The organism is Flavobacterium sp. LK-23 (assembly GCF_058135255.1).
The window spans coordinates 120,291-137,095 of sequence record NZ_JBYUVT010000002.1 but is presented as its reverse complement, the minus strand read 5'-3'; the positions used below and the strand labels follow the sequence as shown (position 1 = coordinate 137,095).

Below are 16,805 nucleotides of genomic sequence, written 5' to 3'. Positions count from 1 at the left end.
TAACTATAAAATGTTAATTATAAGTGTTTTGTATAAAAATAAAAAAGCTTACTAGTTGTAAGCTTTTTTAATGCGGTCTAAATCTCGTTTGGTATCTTGCTCCTTTAGAGATTCTCGTTTGTCATAGTTTTTCTTTCCTTTACAAAGGCCGATCTGTAATTTGGCTAAACCTTTTTCATTTGTAAACAATTTCAAAGGGATAATAGTAAGTCCTTTTGCCTGTACACTTTTATGTAGCGTTTTTAACTCCTTTTTGTTTAAAAGTAATTTTCGCTCACTTCTAGATTTATGATTGAATTGATTTCCAAAAGAATATTCTTCAATATAAGTATTAATGGCAAAAAGTTCCATACCACTGAATTCACAAAAACTTTCGGTAATGTTTGCTTTCCCTAAACGTATAGATTTAATTTCTGTTCCTGCCAAAACAATTCCAGCAGTGTACGTATCGATTATTTCATAATCGAATCGGGCTCTTTTGTTTAATATATTGACTGATTTTATCATAGCTGCAAATGTAAGACAAAATTGAAAAATTTCATGAGGGCTAAGATAATTAAAGTTTTTTTTTAATCTATGATTTTAATCATCTAGGACAAAAACGCTTCCTTTTAAGTTTGTCTCATAATTTCTAAAACAAATTTAATAATGAAAAAAATTGTAACGCTAGTCGGCGTTGTAATTATGGGTTTAACCGCTAAAGCCCAGGATTCAACTCAAGGACTAAAAGGAGCATGGTTTGCAACCTCTCAATTCGGTTATCAACAAACGAAAACGGCAGATGAAAAAAACACTACATTATCTGTATTGCCAATTGTTGGAACATTTGTAACGCCATCTGTTGCTGTAGGTGCAGGAGTTGGTTTTATCAACATTAAAGCAGATTCTGATGCTGGAACTGCAGCAAAAACAAATCTATTTGTAGCGCAGCCTTTAGTTAGAAAATACTGGAATGTTGCTGGTTCACTTTATTTCTTCGGACAATTGGCAGTGCCTATTATTACAGGTAAAGAAAAAGAAAGTGAGTTAAAAGTAAATCAAGTTGGATTGTCTTTATCAGGTGGATTTGATTATTTCGTAACTAAGAATTTCTCTGTGGAGTTTTCTTATGATTTGGCCAACTTTACATCAACAACACTTGATCCTAAAACTGGAGACAAAACTACAGTTACCAATTTTGGTTTAGCACATGTTGCAAATGTAGATCCGTTTTACAATACAGCTTTAGCAGGAAGTAACCCAAATTTGACCTCTCCTGTTTCTGTTGGATTTAAATTCGTATTCTAATTTATTCTTTATTTGATTATCGTAAAATTCTATTTTAGTAATTTTGCAAAAAGAAAAGACCGTACTTTTCCTAGTACGGTCTTTTTGATTTATTATCTAAAAAGTATAAAATGCAAAATCAATCTAAAGATCCCCTTCACGGAATCACGCTTCAAAAAATTGTCGAAACTTTAGTCAATCATTATGGATTTGATACTTTAGGAGAATTAATTCCAGTAAAATGCTTTAATTCGAATCCGAGTGTAAAATCGAGTCTTACATTCTTGAGAAAAACAGATTGGGCTCGTAAAAAAGTAGAAGAGCTTTATGTAAAAACGCTTCCCAAGTTCAGTTGACTCTTATAATTTGTAAGAGATCATAACTCCTCCACGGTACGGAAGCCATTCACCACTTTTGTTATAGTTTGGGGCTTTTTCATACCTTCCTGGAGTTCCATCATTATAATATCCGTGATAAAAACCTTGGTGCCATCCACCGCCTACAAAAAAGTCAAGTAAAAACTTATCACTTAGTTTTAGGTTGTAACCAACTGTAGCACCAAGTCTGTAGCCAAAACCATCTTCATAACGGTTACTGTCCCAATAATTCCATTTTTGCAATTCGTATTTATCGGCTCCAATATGTCCTCCTACATAAAAACCGTTATATTTTTCTTTAAAATGGTAACGTACTTCTGGAGTAATAGTAATAAATTTCATTGGATTGTGTCCGTTAAACGATTCCCAGAAAGAAGCCATTACATCGGCACTAAATGTGGTTTTCTCTCCAATGCTAGTTTCTATTCCAATATTAGGAACTAAAAACAAAGCAGTTGCTCCGTTAAATTTTACAAATGTCTGACTTTGTAATTGCATACAAAATAAAAGAACAAGTAGGGCAGGTATTTTTTTCATAAAAATGTTTTGGATTCAAAAACAGCTTTTTTTGCTGATTTCGAGCGCAAATATAACGTATAATGCTAGAGAACAATTGCCTATAAGATTATTTTAACAAGAATAAAAATCTACTTTTCTAATAATGAATAAATTACCTTATCAAGAAATTTTCCTTCCCAAAATTCTGATTCTTTTAAATGCGCTTCTTTAACAAATCCACATTTTTGCAATACTTTTTCTGAGGCATGATTTCCTGGATCAATTACAGCTTCTATGGAGTGAAGTTTTAAATCTTCAAAACCAAATTTAATTAGTCGGTTTACAGCCTCTGGAATGATTCCTTTTCCATGATAATCAGCTGAAAGCATATAACCTATTTCTGCTCGGTAATTTTCAGGTTGCAATCTGTAAAAACCAATAATTCCAAGCAACTTAGGGTTGCCTTTTAGTCTGATACTCCAATTTATTCCAGTGTTATCGTCAATTTTATCATTGATTATTTTGATGTGTTCCAAAGCGTCTTCATGATTTTTTGTTAAAGGTCTTGGAATAAATTTCATGATTTCAGGATTAGAACGTAGTTCAAATACTTCTTGTACGTCTTTGTTATTAAGCCTATCTAGAAGTATGCGTTCTGTTTCTATTACAGGAAATGGAGTAAAGTTAAAATCTAACATTTTCTTTATTATAACGTTGTTATACTAAATTTTGCACTGAAATCTTTGTTGGCTTCCAATATCAAAATTCCTTCTTTTTGGTATAAATCACCTGTATTTTCATCAGTATCAGAATATCCAAGCCATGGTTCAATACAGATAAAAGGTGCGTCTTCTTTTGTCCAGATTCCTAAACTTGGAAAATCTTTATAATCAACTTTTATATAAGGTTTTGAATTGTTTAAAATGGTTAAAGATTTTGATTCTAATGTTTTAAAGATTAAAGCATCGTTCTTAAATAGTTCATAATTTAAAGGGACTAAATTGTTTTTGGTATCTAAAATTTTAGTTTTAGACGAAATCAAATCGTTTTCAAGAAGGTAATATTTTAAACTTTCCTCTTTTTCAAATTGAAGGGCATAATTTTCAAAATGATCAGGAAGAGCAATTGCTGGGTGCGCTCCAATAGAAAAAGGCATTTTTTCTTTTCCTTTATTAATGACTTTGTATTCAAGCTCCAATGCGTTTTCATTAAGCGTATAAATAAGCTGCAATTCAAATTCAAAAGGATACTTCTGCAATGTTTCTTCAGAAGATTGAAGAGAGAAAACAGCTTTATTTTCCGTTTTTTCAATCAATTCAAAGTCCATGTCACGAGCAAAACCATGGCGTGGCAGATGGTATTCTTTTTCGTTGATTGTGTAGGTGTTATTTTTTAAAGTTCCTACAATTGGAAAAAGTACGGGAGAATGTTTGCCCCAAAAATCTGGATTGCCTTCCCAGATATATTCGTTTTCTTGATTGTCTTTTAATGAAAATAATTCAGCTCCAGCATGTTTAATGGAAGCTTTTAATATTGAATTTGAAATAGTTGTAGTCACAATGTTGAATATAAAATGAATATTTTTTATAGAGATGTAAATATATTTTATAAAATTTAGTTTTTTAAGAAAAAGGCTTAAATTATTTTATTGATAAAATTTTGCTAAAATTGAATTTATGTTTTAAAGTTTCTCTGTAAATAGCTTTTTTTTTCATTAATTTGCTACATAAACAGCTAAAAAATATGAAAAAGCAATCTGCAAAAGCCATTTTAACCGCGGCTTTATTTTTTGGGATTTCTTCAGTATGGGCGCAGCAAACCCCGTCAGCGACAGCAGCAAATCCGGTAAACAATTACAATTATCATGATGCCTTTGGACCTCATTTTTACACCAAAAATGCTACATCAACTCGCGCAGCTAGTGGTGAGCCAGGAGTTGAGTATTGGCAGAATAGAGCCGATTATCAGATTACGGCAAAATTAAACGGAACTACAAATGAGATTGTAGGGACAGATGAAATTACTTATACGAATAATAGTCCTAATAAATTATCATTTCTTTGGCTGAATTTAGATCAGAATTTATTTAAAGAAGATTCTAGAGGAAACGCTATAGTGCCTTTGACAGGAAGCCGTAACGGAGCCCAAGGACAAGTTTTTGATGGTGGAAATAAAATTAAATCTGTAAAAGTAATTACTGGTGGAAAAACTAAAACAGAAACAGTTGCCAAATACATAGTTACAGACACAAGAATGCAGATTTTCCTTCCACAAGAATTAGCTGCAAAAGGAGGCTCTGTAAAAGTTAAAATCGAATTTTCTTTCATCGCGCCTTTCGAGGGCTCTGATAGAATGGGAGTTTTGGAAACAAAAAATGGAAAAATTTTCACGATTGCACAGTGGTACCCACGTATGTGTGTGTATGATGATGTTAGAGGATGGAATACAGCTCCTTATTTAGGTGCGTCTGAGTTTTACTTAGAATATGGAGATTTTGATGTGAAACTTACAGTTCCAGGAAATCACTATGTTGTAGCTTCAGGAGAATTGCTAAACGGTCAGGAAGTATTTTCTGCTGAGCAATTAAAAAGATATAAAGACGCTTCAAACAGCGACAAAACAGTTATGATTCGTACTGCCGATGAAGTTAACGCAACGGCAAATAGCAACTCAGGAACTGAAAAAACATGGCATTATAAAATCAAAAATGCACGTGATTTTTCTTGGGCATCTTCTCCGGCTTTTATCTTAGACGGAGCTAAAATTAACCTTCCAAGCGGTAAAAAATCATTAGCATTGTCTGCTTATCCAGTTGAAAGTGATGGGCAAGGTGCTTATGGACGTTCTACAGAATATGTGAAAGCTTCAATTGAACATTATTCTAAACAATGGTTCGAATATCCTTATCCAGCAGCTACAAACGTTGCAGGTAATGAAGGAGGAATGGAATATCCTGGAATTGTTTTCTGCGGATGGAAATCTAAAGGAGCAGATTTATGGGGAGTTACAGATCATGAATTCGGACATATTTGGTTCCCAATGATTGTTGGTTCTAATGAAAGATTATTTGCTTGGATGGATGAAGGATTTAACACTTTTATTAACTCGTTAAGCACTGCTGCATTTAATAATGGAGAGTACAAAGAACAGCCAACAGATTTGCACGAACAAGCAGAACCGTTTACTAGACCCAATTTAGAAACAATTATGAGTTCTCCTGATAATATGAAGGAAGCTAATATTGGTATGTTATGCTACTTTAAACCAAGTGCAGGTTTAGTAATTTTAAGAGAACAGATTTTAGGAAAAGAGCGTTTTGATACTGCTTTTAGAACCTATATTCAGCGTTGGGCATATAAACATCCACAACCAGATGATTTCTTTAGATCTATGGAAAATGTGGCTGGTGAAGACTTAAGCTGGTTCTGGAGAAGCTGGTACGTAAACAATTGGCGTTTTGATCAAGGTGTTAATTCTGTAAAATATGTGAAAAACGATCCTGCTAAAGGTGCCATAATCACAGTTGAAAATTTTGATAAAATGCCAATGCCAATTGTTTTAGATGTGAAAACAAAAAGCGGAAAAGTGACTAGAGTTAATCTTCCGGTAGAAGTATGGCAGCGTAATAATAGCTGGTGTTTCAAACACAATTCTACAGAAGAAATTGAAAGTATTACGTTAGATCCTGATCATGTTTTTCCAGATAATAACGACTCAAATAATGTTTGGACAGCAGCAAAAGGTAAATTGGAAAAAGATATTATTTTAGATGGATATTTAGGTAAATATGCTACAGCAAAATCTCCTTTAACTATTGAACTGACAGAAAAAAATAGTGCTTTAGTTGCCGAACTTCCAAATTATCCTAAGTTTACATTAGAGCCTGTAGCAGGCGAAAAAGACACATTTGAATCGAAAAGAGCGGGATTAAAATTTAAATTTAATGAAGCTAAAAATGCGTTTGACATGACAATTTTAGATAACGGACAAATAATGCAGTTTACTAAGAAGTAAAAATTATAAAGATATAACCTATTTAAAACCCGATAATTAGAGATAATTATCGGGTTTTTGTTTTTGCATATATTAACAAAACCTAAAAAAAATGTTAGAATTTTAATTTTTTGTTTTGTAAATAAAAAAATAATGTACTTTTGCACCGATGAATAAAATAAGTTTACATATAACTTCTTTGTCACGGACAAACTCACCGATTACTTCTCCCGAAGTACGGACACTATCTCTATAGTGTTCACTGAGTTTTATAGCCGTATATTTATTCATATCCATTTTTCATTTTGAAATCACATAATTTGTCCATTGGACAAACGCATCCTAAAAGTATTTATTATTTTGTAAATTTTCTTAATCAATGTTTTGGTTTTGAGGTGTTTACTTCTTTTATGCTTAATTTTATTGGATTCAATTCTGGATTTCAAGCGAATCAATATGCTTTAATTTTTAACTCTAACTTCAATAATTGAAATGAAGATCTCTATTGTTGTAACTCAAGAAGAACACTTTAAGTATGCGCAGGAAATCTGCGATACGATAGAATCGTCTGCCTTATTAAGAGGTACGGGGATTGCTAAAAGGACTCCTGAGTACATTCAGAAAAAAATGGCAAATGGTGATGCGATGATTGCTTTGGCAGACGGAAAATTTGCAGGTTTTTGCTATATAGAAAGCTGGCAGCACGGAAAATTTGTCGCTCATTCAGGATTAATTGTACATCCAGATTATAGAAGTCATGGTTTGGCCAAAAAAATAAAATCCAAAGTTTTTGATTATTCTTTGAAAAGATTTCCAGATGCTAAGATATTTGGAATTACTACAGGTTTAGCTGTTATGAAAATTAACTCTGAATTAGGCTATAAACCAGTTCCTTTCTCAGAATTGACAACCGATCCAAGTTTCTGGGCGGGCTGTAAAACCTGTACTAACTTCCCAATTTTACAGAGCAAAGAAAACAAAATGTGTCTTTGCACTGGAATGTTGTACGATCCAAAAGAAAAACAAAAAACACCACCGAGACATCCTTTTAACGAGGCTGTTTTAAGCAGACTTAAAAAAATAAAACAGGCTTTATTCTTAAACAAATTATTGTCATTTGTTTTTTTATTCAAAATTTAATTAAAAAGAAATCTCAAACTGCTATATACGAAAGTATTAGCCTAAATTATAAAAAATGAAAAAAGTAGTATTAGCTTATAGCGGAGGATTAGATACCTCGTATTGTTTGAAATATTTAAAAAACGAAAAAGGTTATGAGGTTCATACCGTTCTTGTTGATACAGGAGGATTTAGTGCAGAGGAATTATCAGCAATAGAAAAAAGAGCTTACGAGTTAGGAAGTGCACAGCACGCCAACTTAACGATTTTAGATAAGTATTACGATAAAGCTATAAAATACTTGATTTTCGGAAATGTATTAAAAAACAATACTTATCCGTTATCAGTTAGTGCTGAGCGTGTTTTTCAGGCAATTGAAGCTATAAAATATGCGAAAAAAGTAGGAGCAACTGCAATCGCTCACGGAAGTACTGGTGCAGGAAACGACCAAATTCGTTTTGATTTGATTTTCCAGACTATTGCTCCAGAAATCGAAATCATTACGCCAATTAGAGATTTAAAATTGTCAAGACAAGAAGAAGTGGATTATCTAGCTCAAAACGGAGTTCACTATTCTTGGGAAAAAGCACAATATTCTATCAATAAAGGACTTTGGGGGACAAGTGTTGGAGGGAAAGAAACTCTAACTTCAAGCCAACCGTTGCCAAGTGAAGCGTATCCTTCTCAATTGCAAAAAGAAGGCGAAGAAAAAGTTACGCTTCATTTTGAACAAGGAGAATTAGTTGGTTTAAATGGAAAAACGGATAAACCATCAAATAATATTGTGGCTCTAGAAAAACTGGCAAGCGCTTATGCAATTGGTAGAGATATTCACGTTGGAGATACGATTATCGGAATTAAAGGAAGAGTTGGTTTTGAAGCAGCAGCTCCATTAATAATTATCAAAGCGCACCATTTATTGGAGAAACATACGCTTGGTAAATGGCAGCAATATTGGAAAGAACAATTAGGAAACTGGTACGGAATGTTATTTCACGAAGGTCAGTTCTTAGATCCAGTGATGAGAAACATTGAAACGTTCTTGCAAGACACACAAAAAACAGTAAACGGAACGGTAACAGTTTCTTTAAAACCATACCATTTCTCACTTGACGGAATCGAATCTGAAAATGATTTAATGAACACAGGTTTCGGTCAATACGGCGAAATGAACAATGCTTGGACATCTGACGATGCAAAAGGATTTATCAAGATTTTAGGAAATGCACAAAACATATTCTCATCTGTAAACAAATTAGATCATGATTAATGTCGGAATTATTGGTGGTTCGGGCTACACGGCCGGAGAACTCATCAGAATTTTAATGTATCACCCAAAAGTAAACATCGATTTTGTTTACAGTACAACAAACGCTGGGAAGCCACTTTCTGTAGCGCACCAAGATTTGATGGGCGATATCGAAATGAATTTCACGGATGAAATCAATCCAAATGTGAATGTTGTTTTCTTGTGTTTAGGTCACGGAAAATCAATTTCATTTTTGAAAGAAAATCAGTTTGCGAGTCATACCAAAATTATTGATCTGGGAAATGATTTCAGATTGAATAAAGATGCGCACTTCGAAGGAAAAGATTTTGTTTACGGATTGCCTGAAATCAATAAAGCAGAAATCAAAAAGACAAATTATATTGCAAATCCAGGTTGTTTTGCAACTGCTATTCAATTGGCATTATTGCCTTTAGCAAAACATAATTTGCTGAATAATGATGTTCATATTAATGCCACAACGGGAAGTACAGGAGCGGGAGTAAGTCTTTCAGAAACTTCTCATTTCAGTTGGAGAAACAACAATATGTCACATTACAAAGCTTTTGAACACCAGCATTTAGGTGAGATTTCAGAAAGTCTGGTTCAATTACAAGACGATTTTGACAGCGAATTGCTTTTTATTCCAAACAGAGGAGATTTCCCAAGAGGAATTTTTGCAACTTTATATACATTATGTGATGATAGTTTGGAGCAATTGGTTGCTAAATACGAAGAGTTTTATAAAAATGAACCTTTCGTAACTGTTACCACGACAAACATCAACATGAAACAAGTGGTGCAAACGAATAAATGTATCATTAGTTTATTGAAAAAAGGAAACCGGGTTTTAATAACATCAATTATCGATAACTTAACCAAAGGTGCTTCGGGACAAGCAATTCAAAATATGAATTTAATGTTCGGATTAGAAGAAACCACAGGTTTACATTTGAAACCAAGCGGATTTTAATTTTTTAGTTTCAAGTTTCAGGTTTCACGTTCTGTGCGTGACTCGAAATGGATACGAAGAAACATAACTAGTTTTAAGGTTTGAAGTTTTAGTTTTCACGTTCAGTGAGTAACTTGAAACATGAAACATGAAACCTGAAACAAAATAAACAAAACAAAAATGAACTTATTCAACGTTTACCCATTATACGACATAACTCCAGTAAAAGCAGTAGATTGTACAATTATTGACGACAAAGGAGTAGAATATTTAGATTTATACAGTGGACATGGTGTGATTTCTATCGGACACACACAGCCAGATTATGTAGCAAAATTGAAAAATCAGATAGATAACTTAGGTTTTTATTCGAATGCCATTCAGAATCCTTTACAGGTGGAATTGGCTCAGAAATTAGGGAAACTATCTGGTCTTGAAGATTACGAATTGTTTTTATGCAGTTCTGGTGCTGAAGCCAATGAAAATGCTTTAAAACTAGCTTCTTTCCATAACGGAAAATCAAGAGTTGTAGCTTTTGATAATTCTTTCCACGGAAGAACTTCTGCATCCGTAGCTGTTACTGACAACAAGAAAATTGTTGCGCCAATCAACGCACAACAAGTAGTTACTTTTTTACCGCTTAACCAAATCGAATTAGTTGAAGCCGAATTGGTTAAAGGCGATGTTACGGCTGTAATTATTGAAGGAATTCAAGGAGTTGGAGGTTTAGACCAAGGAACAACAGAATTTTTTCAAGCATTAGAAAAAGCATGTAAAAAACACGATGTTGTTTTAATTTTAGATGAAGTACAGTCAGGATACGGAAGAAGCGGGAAATTCTTCGCTTTCCAGCATCACGGAATCAATGCTGATATTATTTCGGTTGCAAAAGGAATGGGGAACGGTTTTCCTGTTGGAGCGATCTTAATTTCTCCAAAATTTGAAGCAAGTTTTGGATTATTAGGAACAACTTTCGGCGGAAGCCATTTATCTTGTGCAGCAGGAATTGCAGTTTTAGACGTAATTGAAAAACTAGATTTACAAAAGAATGTAAACGAAGTTTATGAATATTTCTTAGAAAAAATCAAAGAAGTTGACGGAATCAAACAAGTAAAAGGCAAAGGATTAATGCTTGGAGTAGAATTTGATTTTGATGTAGCTGCTTTAAGAAAGAAACTAATTATCGAAAAACACATTTTTACAGGAAGTGCCAACAATAAAAATCTATTGAGAATTTTACCGCCACTTACTGTGAAAAAAGCTGATATTGATACGTTTGTAAAAGCTTTAAAAGAAAGCTTAGAAGAATTAAAAAACTAAATACAAAATTATCCTAACAGGTTTTTAAAACCTGTTAGGTATCAATAAGTTTCGATAAAAAGAAACAACCGAAAAACAACCAACCAACTAGAAATTATGAATCCATTATCAATTGAAAAACGCAATGCGGTTTTGCGGACTATGACAAAGCTGGTCGAACAGGAACGGAATGAGATTATCCTAACCAATCAGGAAGATCTTTCTGATTACGACGGTTCCGATTTAGCGATGGAAGAACGCTTAAAAGTAGATGATAAAAAAGTCGACGAAATGATTTTATCATTAAACCAATTAGCTTCTCAAGAAGATCCCGTTGGCGTTGAGCGTTTTCACTTTACTCATGATAATGGAATAAAAGTGGTCAATAAAACTGCTGCTTTTGGAACGATTTTAATTATTTACGAATCCCGCCCAGATGTTACAATAGAAGCGGGAGGAATTGCCTTTAAATCCGGAAATAAGATCTTATTAAAAGGAGGAAAAGAATCTTTAAAATCAAATTTGAAGATCGTAAGTCTTTGGCATAAAGCTTTGGAAGAAAGCGGAGTTTCAAAAGACTGGGTGGAGTATCTGAATTATAACAGAACAGAGACTCAGGCATTCTTAGAAAAACCAACTCAAAAAGTCGATTTAATAGTTCCAAGAGGTGGAGAAAAATTAATTGAGTTTGTAAAAGCACATGCAACGTGTCCTGTAATTGTAAGCGGACGAGGAAATAATTTTGTTTACGTTCATGAAAAAGCAGATACAGATTTGGCTTTAAAAGTAATTTTAAATGCCAAAACAGCTAAAATTTCAGCTTGTAATGCTTTGGATAAAGTTTTAATAGATTCGAAACTTCCTAATTTTGAAGGCTTCACAGCAATGCTGATTGAGGCTTTAATAGAAGCAAAAGTGGAAATTATTGTCGATAAATCTTTAGCAAATTTCGAAAATACCAAAACGCTTCAAAACGAAGATATTTGGTATGAAGAATTTCTAGATTACAAAATTGTCATTGGAACAATCGATTCTCAGGATCATGCAATTGATATGATTAATAAATATTGTGGAGGACATTCTGCAGCAATTATAACAAGAGACGACGAAACGGCACAGCAATTTATGGAAGCAATAGATGCTGCAGCAGTATACCAAAATGCCTCAACCCGTTTTACAGACGGCGGACAATTTGGACTTGGTGGCGAATTAGCAATAAGTACCGATAAACTTCACCAAAGAGGTCCAATTGGTCTTCAACATCTCGTAACAAACAAATGGTACGTGTATGGAGAAGGACAAATTAGGTAATTTTAGATTTTGGAGTTCAGATTTTAGATTGATGATTGACGATTTTTGATTTAAGATTATTGGAATTTGGAATTTATTTTTTGGAATTTAACTATAGATGAAGCTTTGCGAACTTAGCGTTTGTAAATAAAAACAATATAAAAAACCTTGCGCTCTTTGCGTTAAAAATAACTTAGTGCCTTAGCGCCTTCGTGGCAAAAACAAAAGACATGGCAAAAAAACGGATTTTATTAAAAATAGGAAGCAATACTTTAACCAAAGAAACCAATCATATTTCGCGAGGAAAGATTGAAGACCTTGGAATACAGATTGCAGCTTTAAACGACGAATATGAATTTATCATAGTGAGTTCAGGAGCAATTGCGGCGGCAAAGCAATTTGTAAAGCTTGACAATCAAGATAAAGATGTTTTTGTAAAACAAGCTTTAGCTTCCATAGGACAGCCTCATTTAATGCGGATTTACAATGAAAATTTCAAGGATTTAGGTTTAAATACATCGCAGTGTTTACTTTCTTATTCTGATTTCGAAAAAGAGCAGACCAAAAAGAATATTGTCAATACCATTAATGTATTAGTTAAAAACAATTACATTCCGATTATTAATGAGAATGATACTGTTGCAACAGATGAGATTAGGTTTGGAGATAACGACAAATTAGCCGCTTTAACGGCAGTGCTGTTAAATGTTGATATTCTGATTATTGCCACCAATACAAATGGAATTTACACGAAAGATTCTATTCACGATGAAAATCCAGAAACAATCAAATTGGTAAATGATTTAAAGACCTTAGAAAAGGAAATCGGAGAATCGAAATCATCACACGGAACAGGAGGAATGCAGTCCAAAATAGAAGCAGCAGCAATTTCAAAAGCAGCGAATATCGAAACTTGGATTGTCAATGGATTAAACGATAATTTTATTTTAAAGGCATTAAAAGACGAAATTCCGTTTACCAAGATTGTGTAGATAGAACACGGATGAAACGGATTCGCTATCGCGAAGACGCGGATTAAAACGGATTTTATATTTGGTTTTAAATTTTATGTAGTATATTTCATTCAAATTTGTTTTTTATGAAATTATTGCATCAAGAGTTAACCGAAGTAATTATCAAAACTTTTTATGAAGTTTATAATGAGTTAGGATATGGATTTTTAGAAAGAGTTTATCAAAATTCGTTGTATTTAGAATTAAAGAATAAAGGGCTTAACGTTGAAGCACAGAAGAAAATCATCGTTTATTATAAAGGAATAAAAGTAGGCGAATATTATGCAGATTTGGTAGTGGAAGATTTAATTATTTTAGAATTAAAAGCAGCAGATTGTATCGTAATGGAATTTGAAAACCAAATTTTAAACTATTTAAGAGGTACAGATTGCGAAGTAGGTTTACTTCTAAATTTTGGAACAAAACCAGAATTTCGAAGAAAAATTTTTGAGAATAGCAAAAAAGTAAGAATATAAAAAATCCGTCTCAATCCGCGTCTTCGCGATAGCGAATCAGTATAATCCGCGTCTAATTTTAGGAATTGCATATAAAAAAATAAAAACAAAAGAAAACAAATGAACTATATCTCAATAAAAGACATCAACTCGTTATCAAAATGGGTAAAGCAAGCGATAAAAATCAAAAAGAATCCGCTTAAAAATCAAAGTTTAGGAAAGAATAAAACTCTTGGAATGTTATTCTTCAATCCAAGTTTAAGAACGCGTTTGAGTACTCAAAAAGCGGCTTTAAATTTAGGAATGAATGTTATGGTAATGAACTTTACCAACGAAGGATGGACATTAGAATTCGAAGATGGAGCTGTAATGAATTCTGGTGCATCAGAACACATCAAAGAAGCTGCAGAAGTAGTTTCTCAATATTGTGATATTATCGCAATTCGTGCTTTTGCAGGTTTGGTTGATAAAGAAAAAGATTATCAAGAAACTGTAATTTCAGGATTCTTGAAATATGCTACTGTGCCAATTGTAAACATGGAAAGTGCTATTCGTCATCCTTTGCAGTCATTGGCAGATGCGATTACAATGGAAGAATTCAAACCTAGACACAAAGACAAACCAAAAGTGGTTCTTTCATGGGCGCCGCATCCAAAAGCGTTGCCTCAGGCAGTTGCCAATTCATTCGTAGAAATGATGCAGATGCAAAAAGACATGGATTTTGTAATCACACATCCAGAAGGTTACGAGTTAAGTCCAGAAATTACAAAAGACTGTACAATCGAATACAACCAAGATAAGGCTTTTGAAAATGCAGATTTCGTTTACGTAAAAAACTGGAGTAACTTCAACGATTACGGAAAAGTAACCAACAGCGATCCAAATTGGACCGTTACAGCGGAAAAAATGGCTCTAACCAACAACGGAAAATTTATGCACTGTCTTCCAGTTCGTCGTAATGTAATTGTAAGTGACGAAGTTCTTGACGGAGAAAATTCAATCGTAATCGAACAAGCGAATAATAGAACGTATTCAGCGCAATTAGTTTTACAGAAGATTCTTAAAAAAATGTAATTTTTTTTAAAGTTGCTAAGATTCTGAGCTACTAAGATGCTAAGAAACTTTGCACAAAAAAACTTAGTATCTTAGAATCTCAGAACCTTAGAATCTTATGCAATTATCAGTAATAAAAATAGGTGGAAACATCATCGACAATCCTGCAGAATTAGAACAATTCTTAATCGATTTTTCTAAAATTGAAGGCTATAAAGTTTTAGTTCACGGCGGTGGAAAATCGGCTACAAAAATGGCGCAGAGTATTGGTTTAGTTCCGCAAATGATTGACGGTCGCCGAATTACAGATGCCCCGATGCTTGATGTTGTCGTAATGATTTACGCCGGACAAATCAACAAACATATTGTAGCGCAATTGCAGGCAAAAGACAATAACGCGATTGGTTTTTCTGGAGCTGACGGAAATTTAATTCAGTCAACAAAAAGAAATCACCCAACAATCGATTATGGATTTGTAGGCGATGTAAAACAAGTCAACACTAAATTACTGGCAACTTTATTAGAAGCAGGAGTTGTTCCCGTTTTCTGTGCAATTACACACGACAAAAATGGACAATTGCTAAACACCAATGCTGATACGATTGCGAGCGAATTATCAATTGCATTATCTGAAGTTTTTGGTGTTACACTAACATATTGCTTTGAAAAACAAGGTGTTTTGCAAGATTCAGAAGACGATTCGTCTGTAATTACAGAAATCAACGAAGCATTATACAATAAGCTAAAAGAAGAAAAAGTAATCCATTCTGGAATGATTCCGAAATTGGATAATTGTTTCAATAGTTTGTCGAGAGGTGTGCAGAAAATTAAGATTGGGCATCATAAAATGCTTCAAAATTCAGATATTCCGCATACAACGATTACATTATAAAAAATGTTGCCAAGAATTGACATTAATTTTCTCTATTAAAAGAGAAAATTATTTTAGATGTACACTAAAAAGTTCATTTTGATTTTAAATCTACAACAAAAAAATAATTTGTAAAAATTCGTGTAATTAGTGGCAAAAAAACGGAGCTGCGCAGTGCTTTTAGAATTTAATTTTAGAAATTTGCGCCAATCAAAAATGTCACAGATTTAAATTAAAAAACTTTGTGACTTCGCGCCTTCGTGGCAAAGAAACCAAACTTATGAAAAGTATAGATACGCTTACCCAAGAAGCAATTAGTTTATTAAAAAGCCTAATCGAAACCCCTTCATTTTCAAGTGAAGAAGACCAGACGGCACTTTTAATAGAAAATTGGTTCAATCAGAATGAAATTCCCTTCAAGAGAGAAAACAATAATGTGTGGGCTTTTAACAAATATTTCGACGAAAACAAACCAACACTTTTATTAAACTCACATCACGATACTGTACGACCAAATCAAGCTTATACAAATGATCCGTTTAAAGCAATCGAAAAAGACGGAAAACTATTCGGTTTAGGAAGTAATGATGCAGGTGGATGTCTAGTTTCATTATTAGCGACGTTTGTTCATTTTTACGAAAATCAAAACCTATCACACAATATTGTAATTGTGGCTTCCGCCGAAGAAGAAAGCAGTGGAAAAAATGGATTAAATAGTGTTTTAAAACATTTGCCAGAATTAGATTGTGCTATTGTTGGAGAGCCAACTTTAATGCAATTAGCAGTTGCTGAAAAAGGACTTTTAGTTTTGGATGTAAAAGTAAAAGGAACCGCAAGCCACGCCGCACATCAAAATGACGATAACGCATTATACAAATCAATTCCGGTAATGGAATGGTTTAAAAACTATAAATTCGATAAAATTTCAGACGTTCTAGGTCCAGTAAAAATGACTGTAACACAAATCAACGCAGGGAAACAACATAATGTTGTACCATCAGAATGTGATTTGGTTGTAGACATTCGTGTAACAGACCGTTATACAAACGCTGAAATTTTGGAAGTTGTAAAAGCAAATGTAAATGCTGAAGTAACTCCTAGATCAATGCATTTAAACGCATCGTCTATTCCAGTTGCGCACGGTTTGGTTCAAGCTGGAATTGCATTAGGAAGAACAACTTATGGTTCGCCAACACTTTCAGATCAATCGGTTTTAAGCTGTCAGTCTTTGAAATTAGGACCTGGAGAAACATTACGTTCGCATTCAGCTGACGAATTTATTTTTGTAAATGAAATTGAAGAAGGAGTCGACTTGTATATCAAGATACTAACTGATTTCTTTAAATTATAAG

18 protein-coding genes are annotated in these 16,805 nt (G+C 33.5%); 13 read left to right on the top strand and 5 right to left on the bottom strand.

Features of this window, described 5'->3' with window-relative positions:
- Window positions 1-51: 51 nt before the first annotated feature.
- Entirely contained in the window at window positions 52-507 is a 456-nt protein-coding gene (gene smpB, locus AC3Y25_RS04045) for an SsrA-binding protein SmpB (protein ID WP_095927676.1), read from the bottom strand.
- Between the two features lie 141 nt (window positions 508-648).
- Between smpB and AC3Y25_RS04040 the strand changes: the two genes are divergently transcribed.
- Both AC3Y25_RS04040 and AC3Y25_RS04035 read left to right on the top strand, forming a co-directional pair.
- A complete protein-coding gene (locus tag AC3Y25_RS04040; protein ID WP_379800535.1) occupies window positions 649-1,287 on the top strand; it encodes a hypothetical protein in 639 nt (212 codons plus the stop codon).
- A gap of 110 nt (window positions 1,288-1,397) precedes the next feature.
- Window positions 1,398-1,622, top strand: a complete 225-nt coding sequence (locus tag AC3Y25_RS04035) for a VF530 family protein (protein ID WP_489901829.1) — start codon at window positions 1,398-1,400, stop codon at window positions 1,620-1,622.
- A gap of 3 nt (window positions 1,623-1,625) precedes the next feature.
- Here AC3Y25_RS04035 and AC3Y25_RS04030 read toward each other — a convergent pair whose 3' ends face one another.
- From AC3Y25_RS04030 to AC3Y25_RS04020, 3 genes are all read right to left on the bottom strand, one after another.
- Window positions 1,626-2,180 (bottom strand): DUF3575 domain-containing protein, encoded by a 555-nt coding sequence (locus tag AC3Y25_RS04030; protein WP_489901828.1) that lies wholly within the window; start codon window positions 2,178-2,180, stop codon window positions 1,626-1,628.
- A 110-nt stretch (window positions 2,181-2,290) separates the two neighbouring features.
- Window positions 2,291-2,839, bottom strand: coding sequence for a GNAT family N-acetyltransferase (locus AC3Y25_RS04025; protein ID WP_489901827.1), 549 nt, complete (start codon window positions 2,837-2,839; stop codon window positions 2,291-2,293).
- Window positions 2,840-2,847: 8 nt separating this feature from the next.
- Complete coding sequence (locus AC3Y25_RS04020) at window positions 2,848-3,699, bottom strand: aldose 1-epimerase family protein (protein WP_489901826.1); 852 nt, start codon at window positions 3,697-3,699, stop codon at window positions 2,848-2,850.
- A 185-nt stretch (window positions 3,700-3,884) separates the two neighbouring features.
- Between AC3Y25_RS04020 and AC3Y25_RS04015 the strand changes: the two genes are divergently transcribed.
- On the top strand, window positions 3,885-6,155 hold the full coding sequence (locus AC3Y25_RS04015; RefSeq protein WP_489901825.1) for a M1 family metallopeptidase: 2,271 nt from the start codon (window positions 3,885-3,887) through the stop codon (window positions 6,153-6,155).
- Window positions 6,156-6,257: 102 nt separating this feature from the next.
- On the opposite strand, the gene AC3Y25_RS04010 is transcribed toward AC3Y25_RS04015, so the two are convergent.
- A complete protein-coding gene (locus AC3Y25_RS04010; protein ID WP_162615021.1) occupies window positions 6,258-6,425 on the bottom strand; it encodes a hypothetical protein in 168 nt (55 codons plus the stop codon).
- 201 nt (window positions 6,426-6,626) lie between these two features.
- Here AC3Y25_RS04010 and AC3Y25_RS04005 point away from each other — a divergent pair, with 201 nt between their 5' ends.
- The 10 genes from AC3Y25_RS04005 (at window position 6,627) to AC3Y25_RS03960 (ending at window position 16,804) form a co-directional block, all read left to right on the top strand.
- Window positions 6,627-7,274, top strand: coding sequence for a GNAT family N-acetyltransferase (locus tag AC3Y25_RS04005; RefSeq protein ID WP_248726406.1), 648 nt, complete (start codon window positions 6,627-6,629; stop codon window positions 7,272-7,274).
- A 55-nt stretch (window positions 7,275-7,329) separates the two neighbouring features.
- Window positions 7,330-8,523: an argininosuccinate synthase gene (locus AC3Y25_RS04000; RefSeq protein ID WP_248726407.1), complete on the top strand. Its 1,194-nt coding sequence runs from the start codon at window positions 7,330-7,332 to the stop codon at window positions 8,521-8,523.
- Entirely contained in the window at window positions 8,516-9,493 is a 978-nt protein-coding gene (gene argC / locus AC3Y25_RS03995) for an N-acetyl-gamma-glutamyl-phosphate reductase (RefSeq protein ID WP_489901824.1), read from the top strand. The genes AC3Y25_RS04000 and argC overlap by 8 nt, the downstream gene beginning before the upstream one ends.
- Window positions 9,494-9,652: 159 nt before the next feature.
- The gene (locus tag AC3Y25_RS03990; RefSeq protein ID WP_489901823.1) at window positions 9,653-10,792 is read left to right on the top strand and encodes an aspartate aminotransferase family protein; all 1,140 of its coding nucleotides are present in this window, start codon (window positions 9,653-9,655) and stop codon (window positions 10,790-10,792) included.
- Window positions 10,793-10,888: 96 nt separating this feature from the next.
- Entirely contained in the window at window positions 10,889-12,082 is a 1,194-nt protein-coding gene (locus tag AC3Y25_RS03985; protein WP_489901822.1) for a glutamate-5-semialdehyde dehydrogenase, read from the top strand.
- A 209-nt stretch (window positions 12,083-12,291) separates the two neighbouring features.
- Complete coding sequence (gene proB / locus AC3Y25_RS03980; protein ID WP_489901821.1) at window positions 12,292-13,053, top strand: glutamate 5-kinase; 762 nt, start codon at window positions 12,292-12,294, stop codon at window positions 13,051-13,053.
- 107 nt (window positions 13,054-13,160) lie between these two features.
- A complete protein-coding gene (locus AC3Y25_RS03975; RefSeq protein WP_489901820.1) occupies window positions 13,161-13,550 on the top strand; it encodes a GxxExxY protein in 390 nt (129 codons plus the stop codon).
- Between the two features lie 99 nt (window positions 13,551-13,649).
- The gene (locus tag AC3Y25_RS03970; RefSeq protein ID WP_489901819.1) at window positions 13,650-14,603 is read left to right on the top strand and encodes an N-acetylornithine carbamoyltransferase; all 954 of its coding nucleotides are present in this window, start codon (window positions 13,650-13,652) and stop codon (window positions 14,601-14,603) included.
- A gap of 97 nt (window positions 14,604-14,700) precedes the next feature.
- The gene (gene argB, locus AC3Y25_RS03965) at window positions 14,701-15,474 is read left to right on the top strand and encodes an acetylglutamate kinase (protein ID WP_489901818.1); all 774 of its coding nucleotides are present in this window, start codon (window positions 14,701-14,703) and stop codon (window positions 15,472-15,474) included.
- A gap of 259 nt (window positions 15,475-15,733) precedes the next feature.
- A complete protein-coding gene (locus tag AC3Y25_RS03960; RefSeq protein ID WP_057118419.1) occupies window positions 15,734-16,804 on the top strand; it encodes a M20 family metallo-hydrolase in 1,071 nt (356 codons plus the stop codon).
- Window position 16,805: the final 1 nt, after the last annotated feature.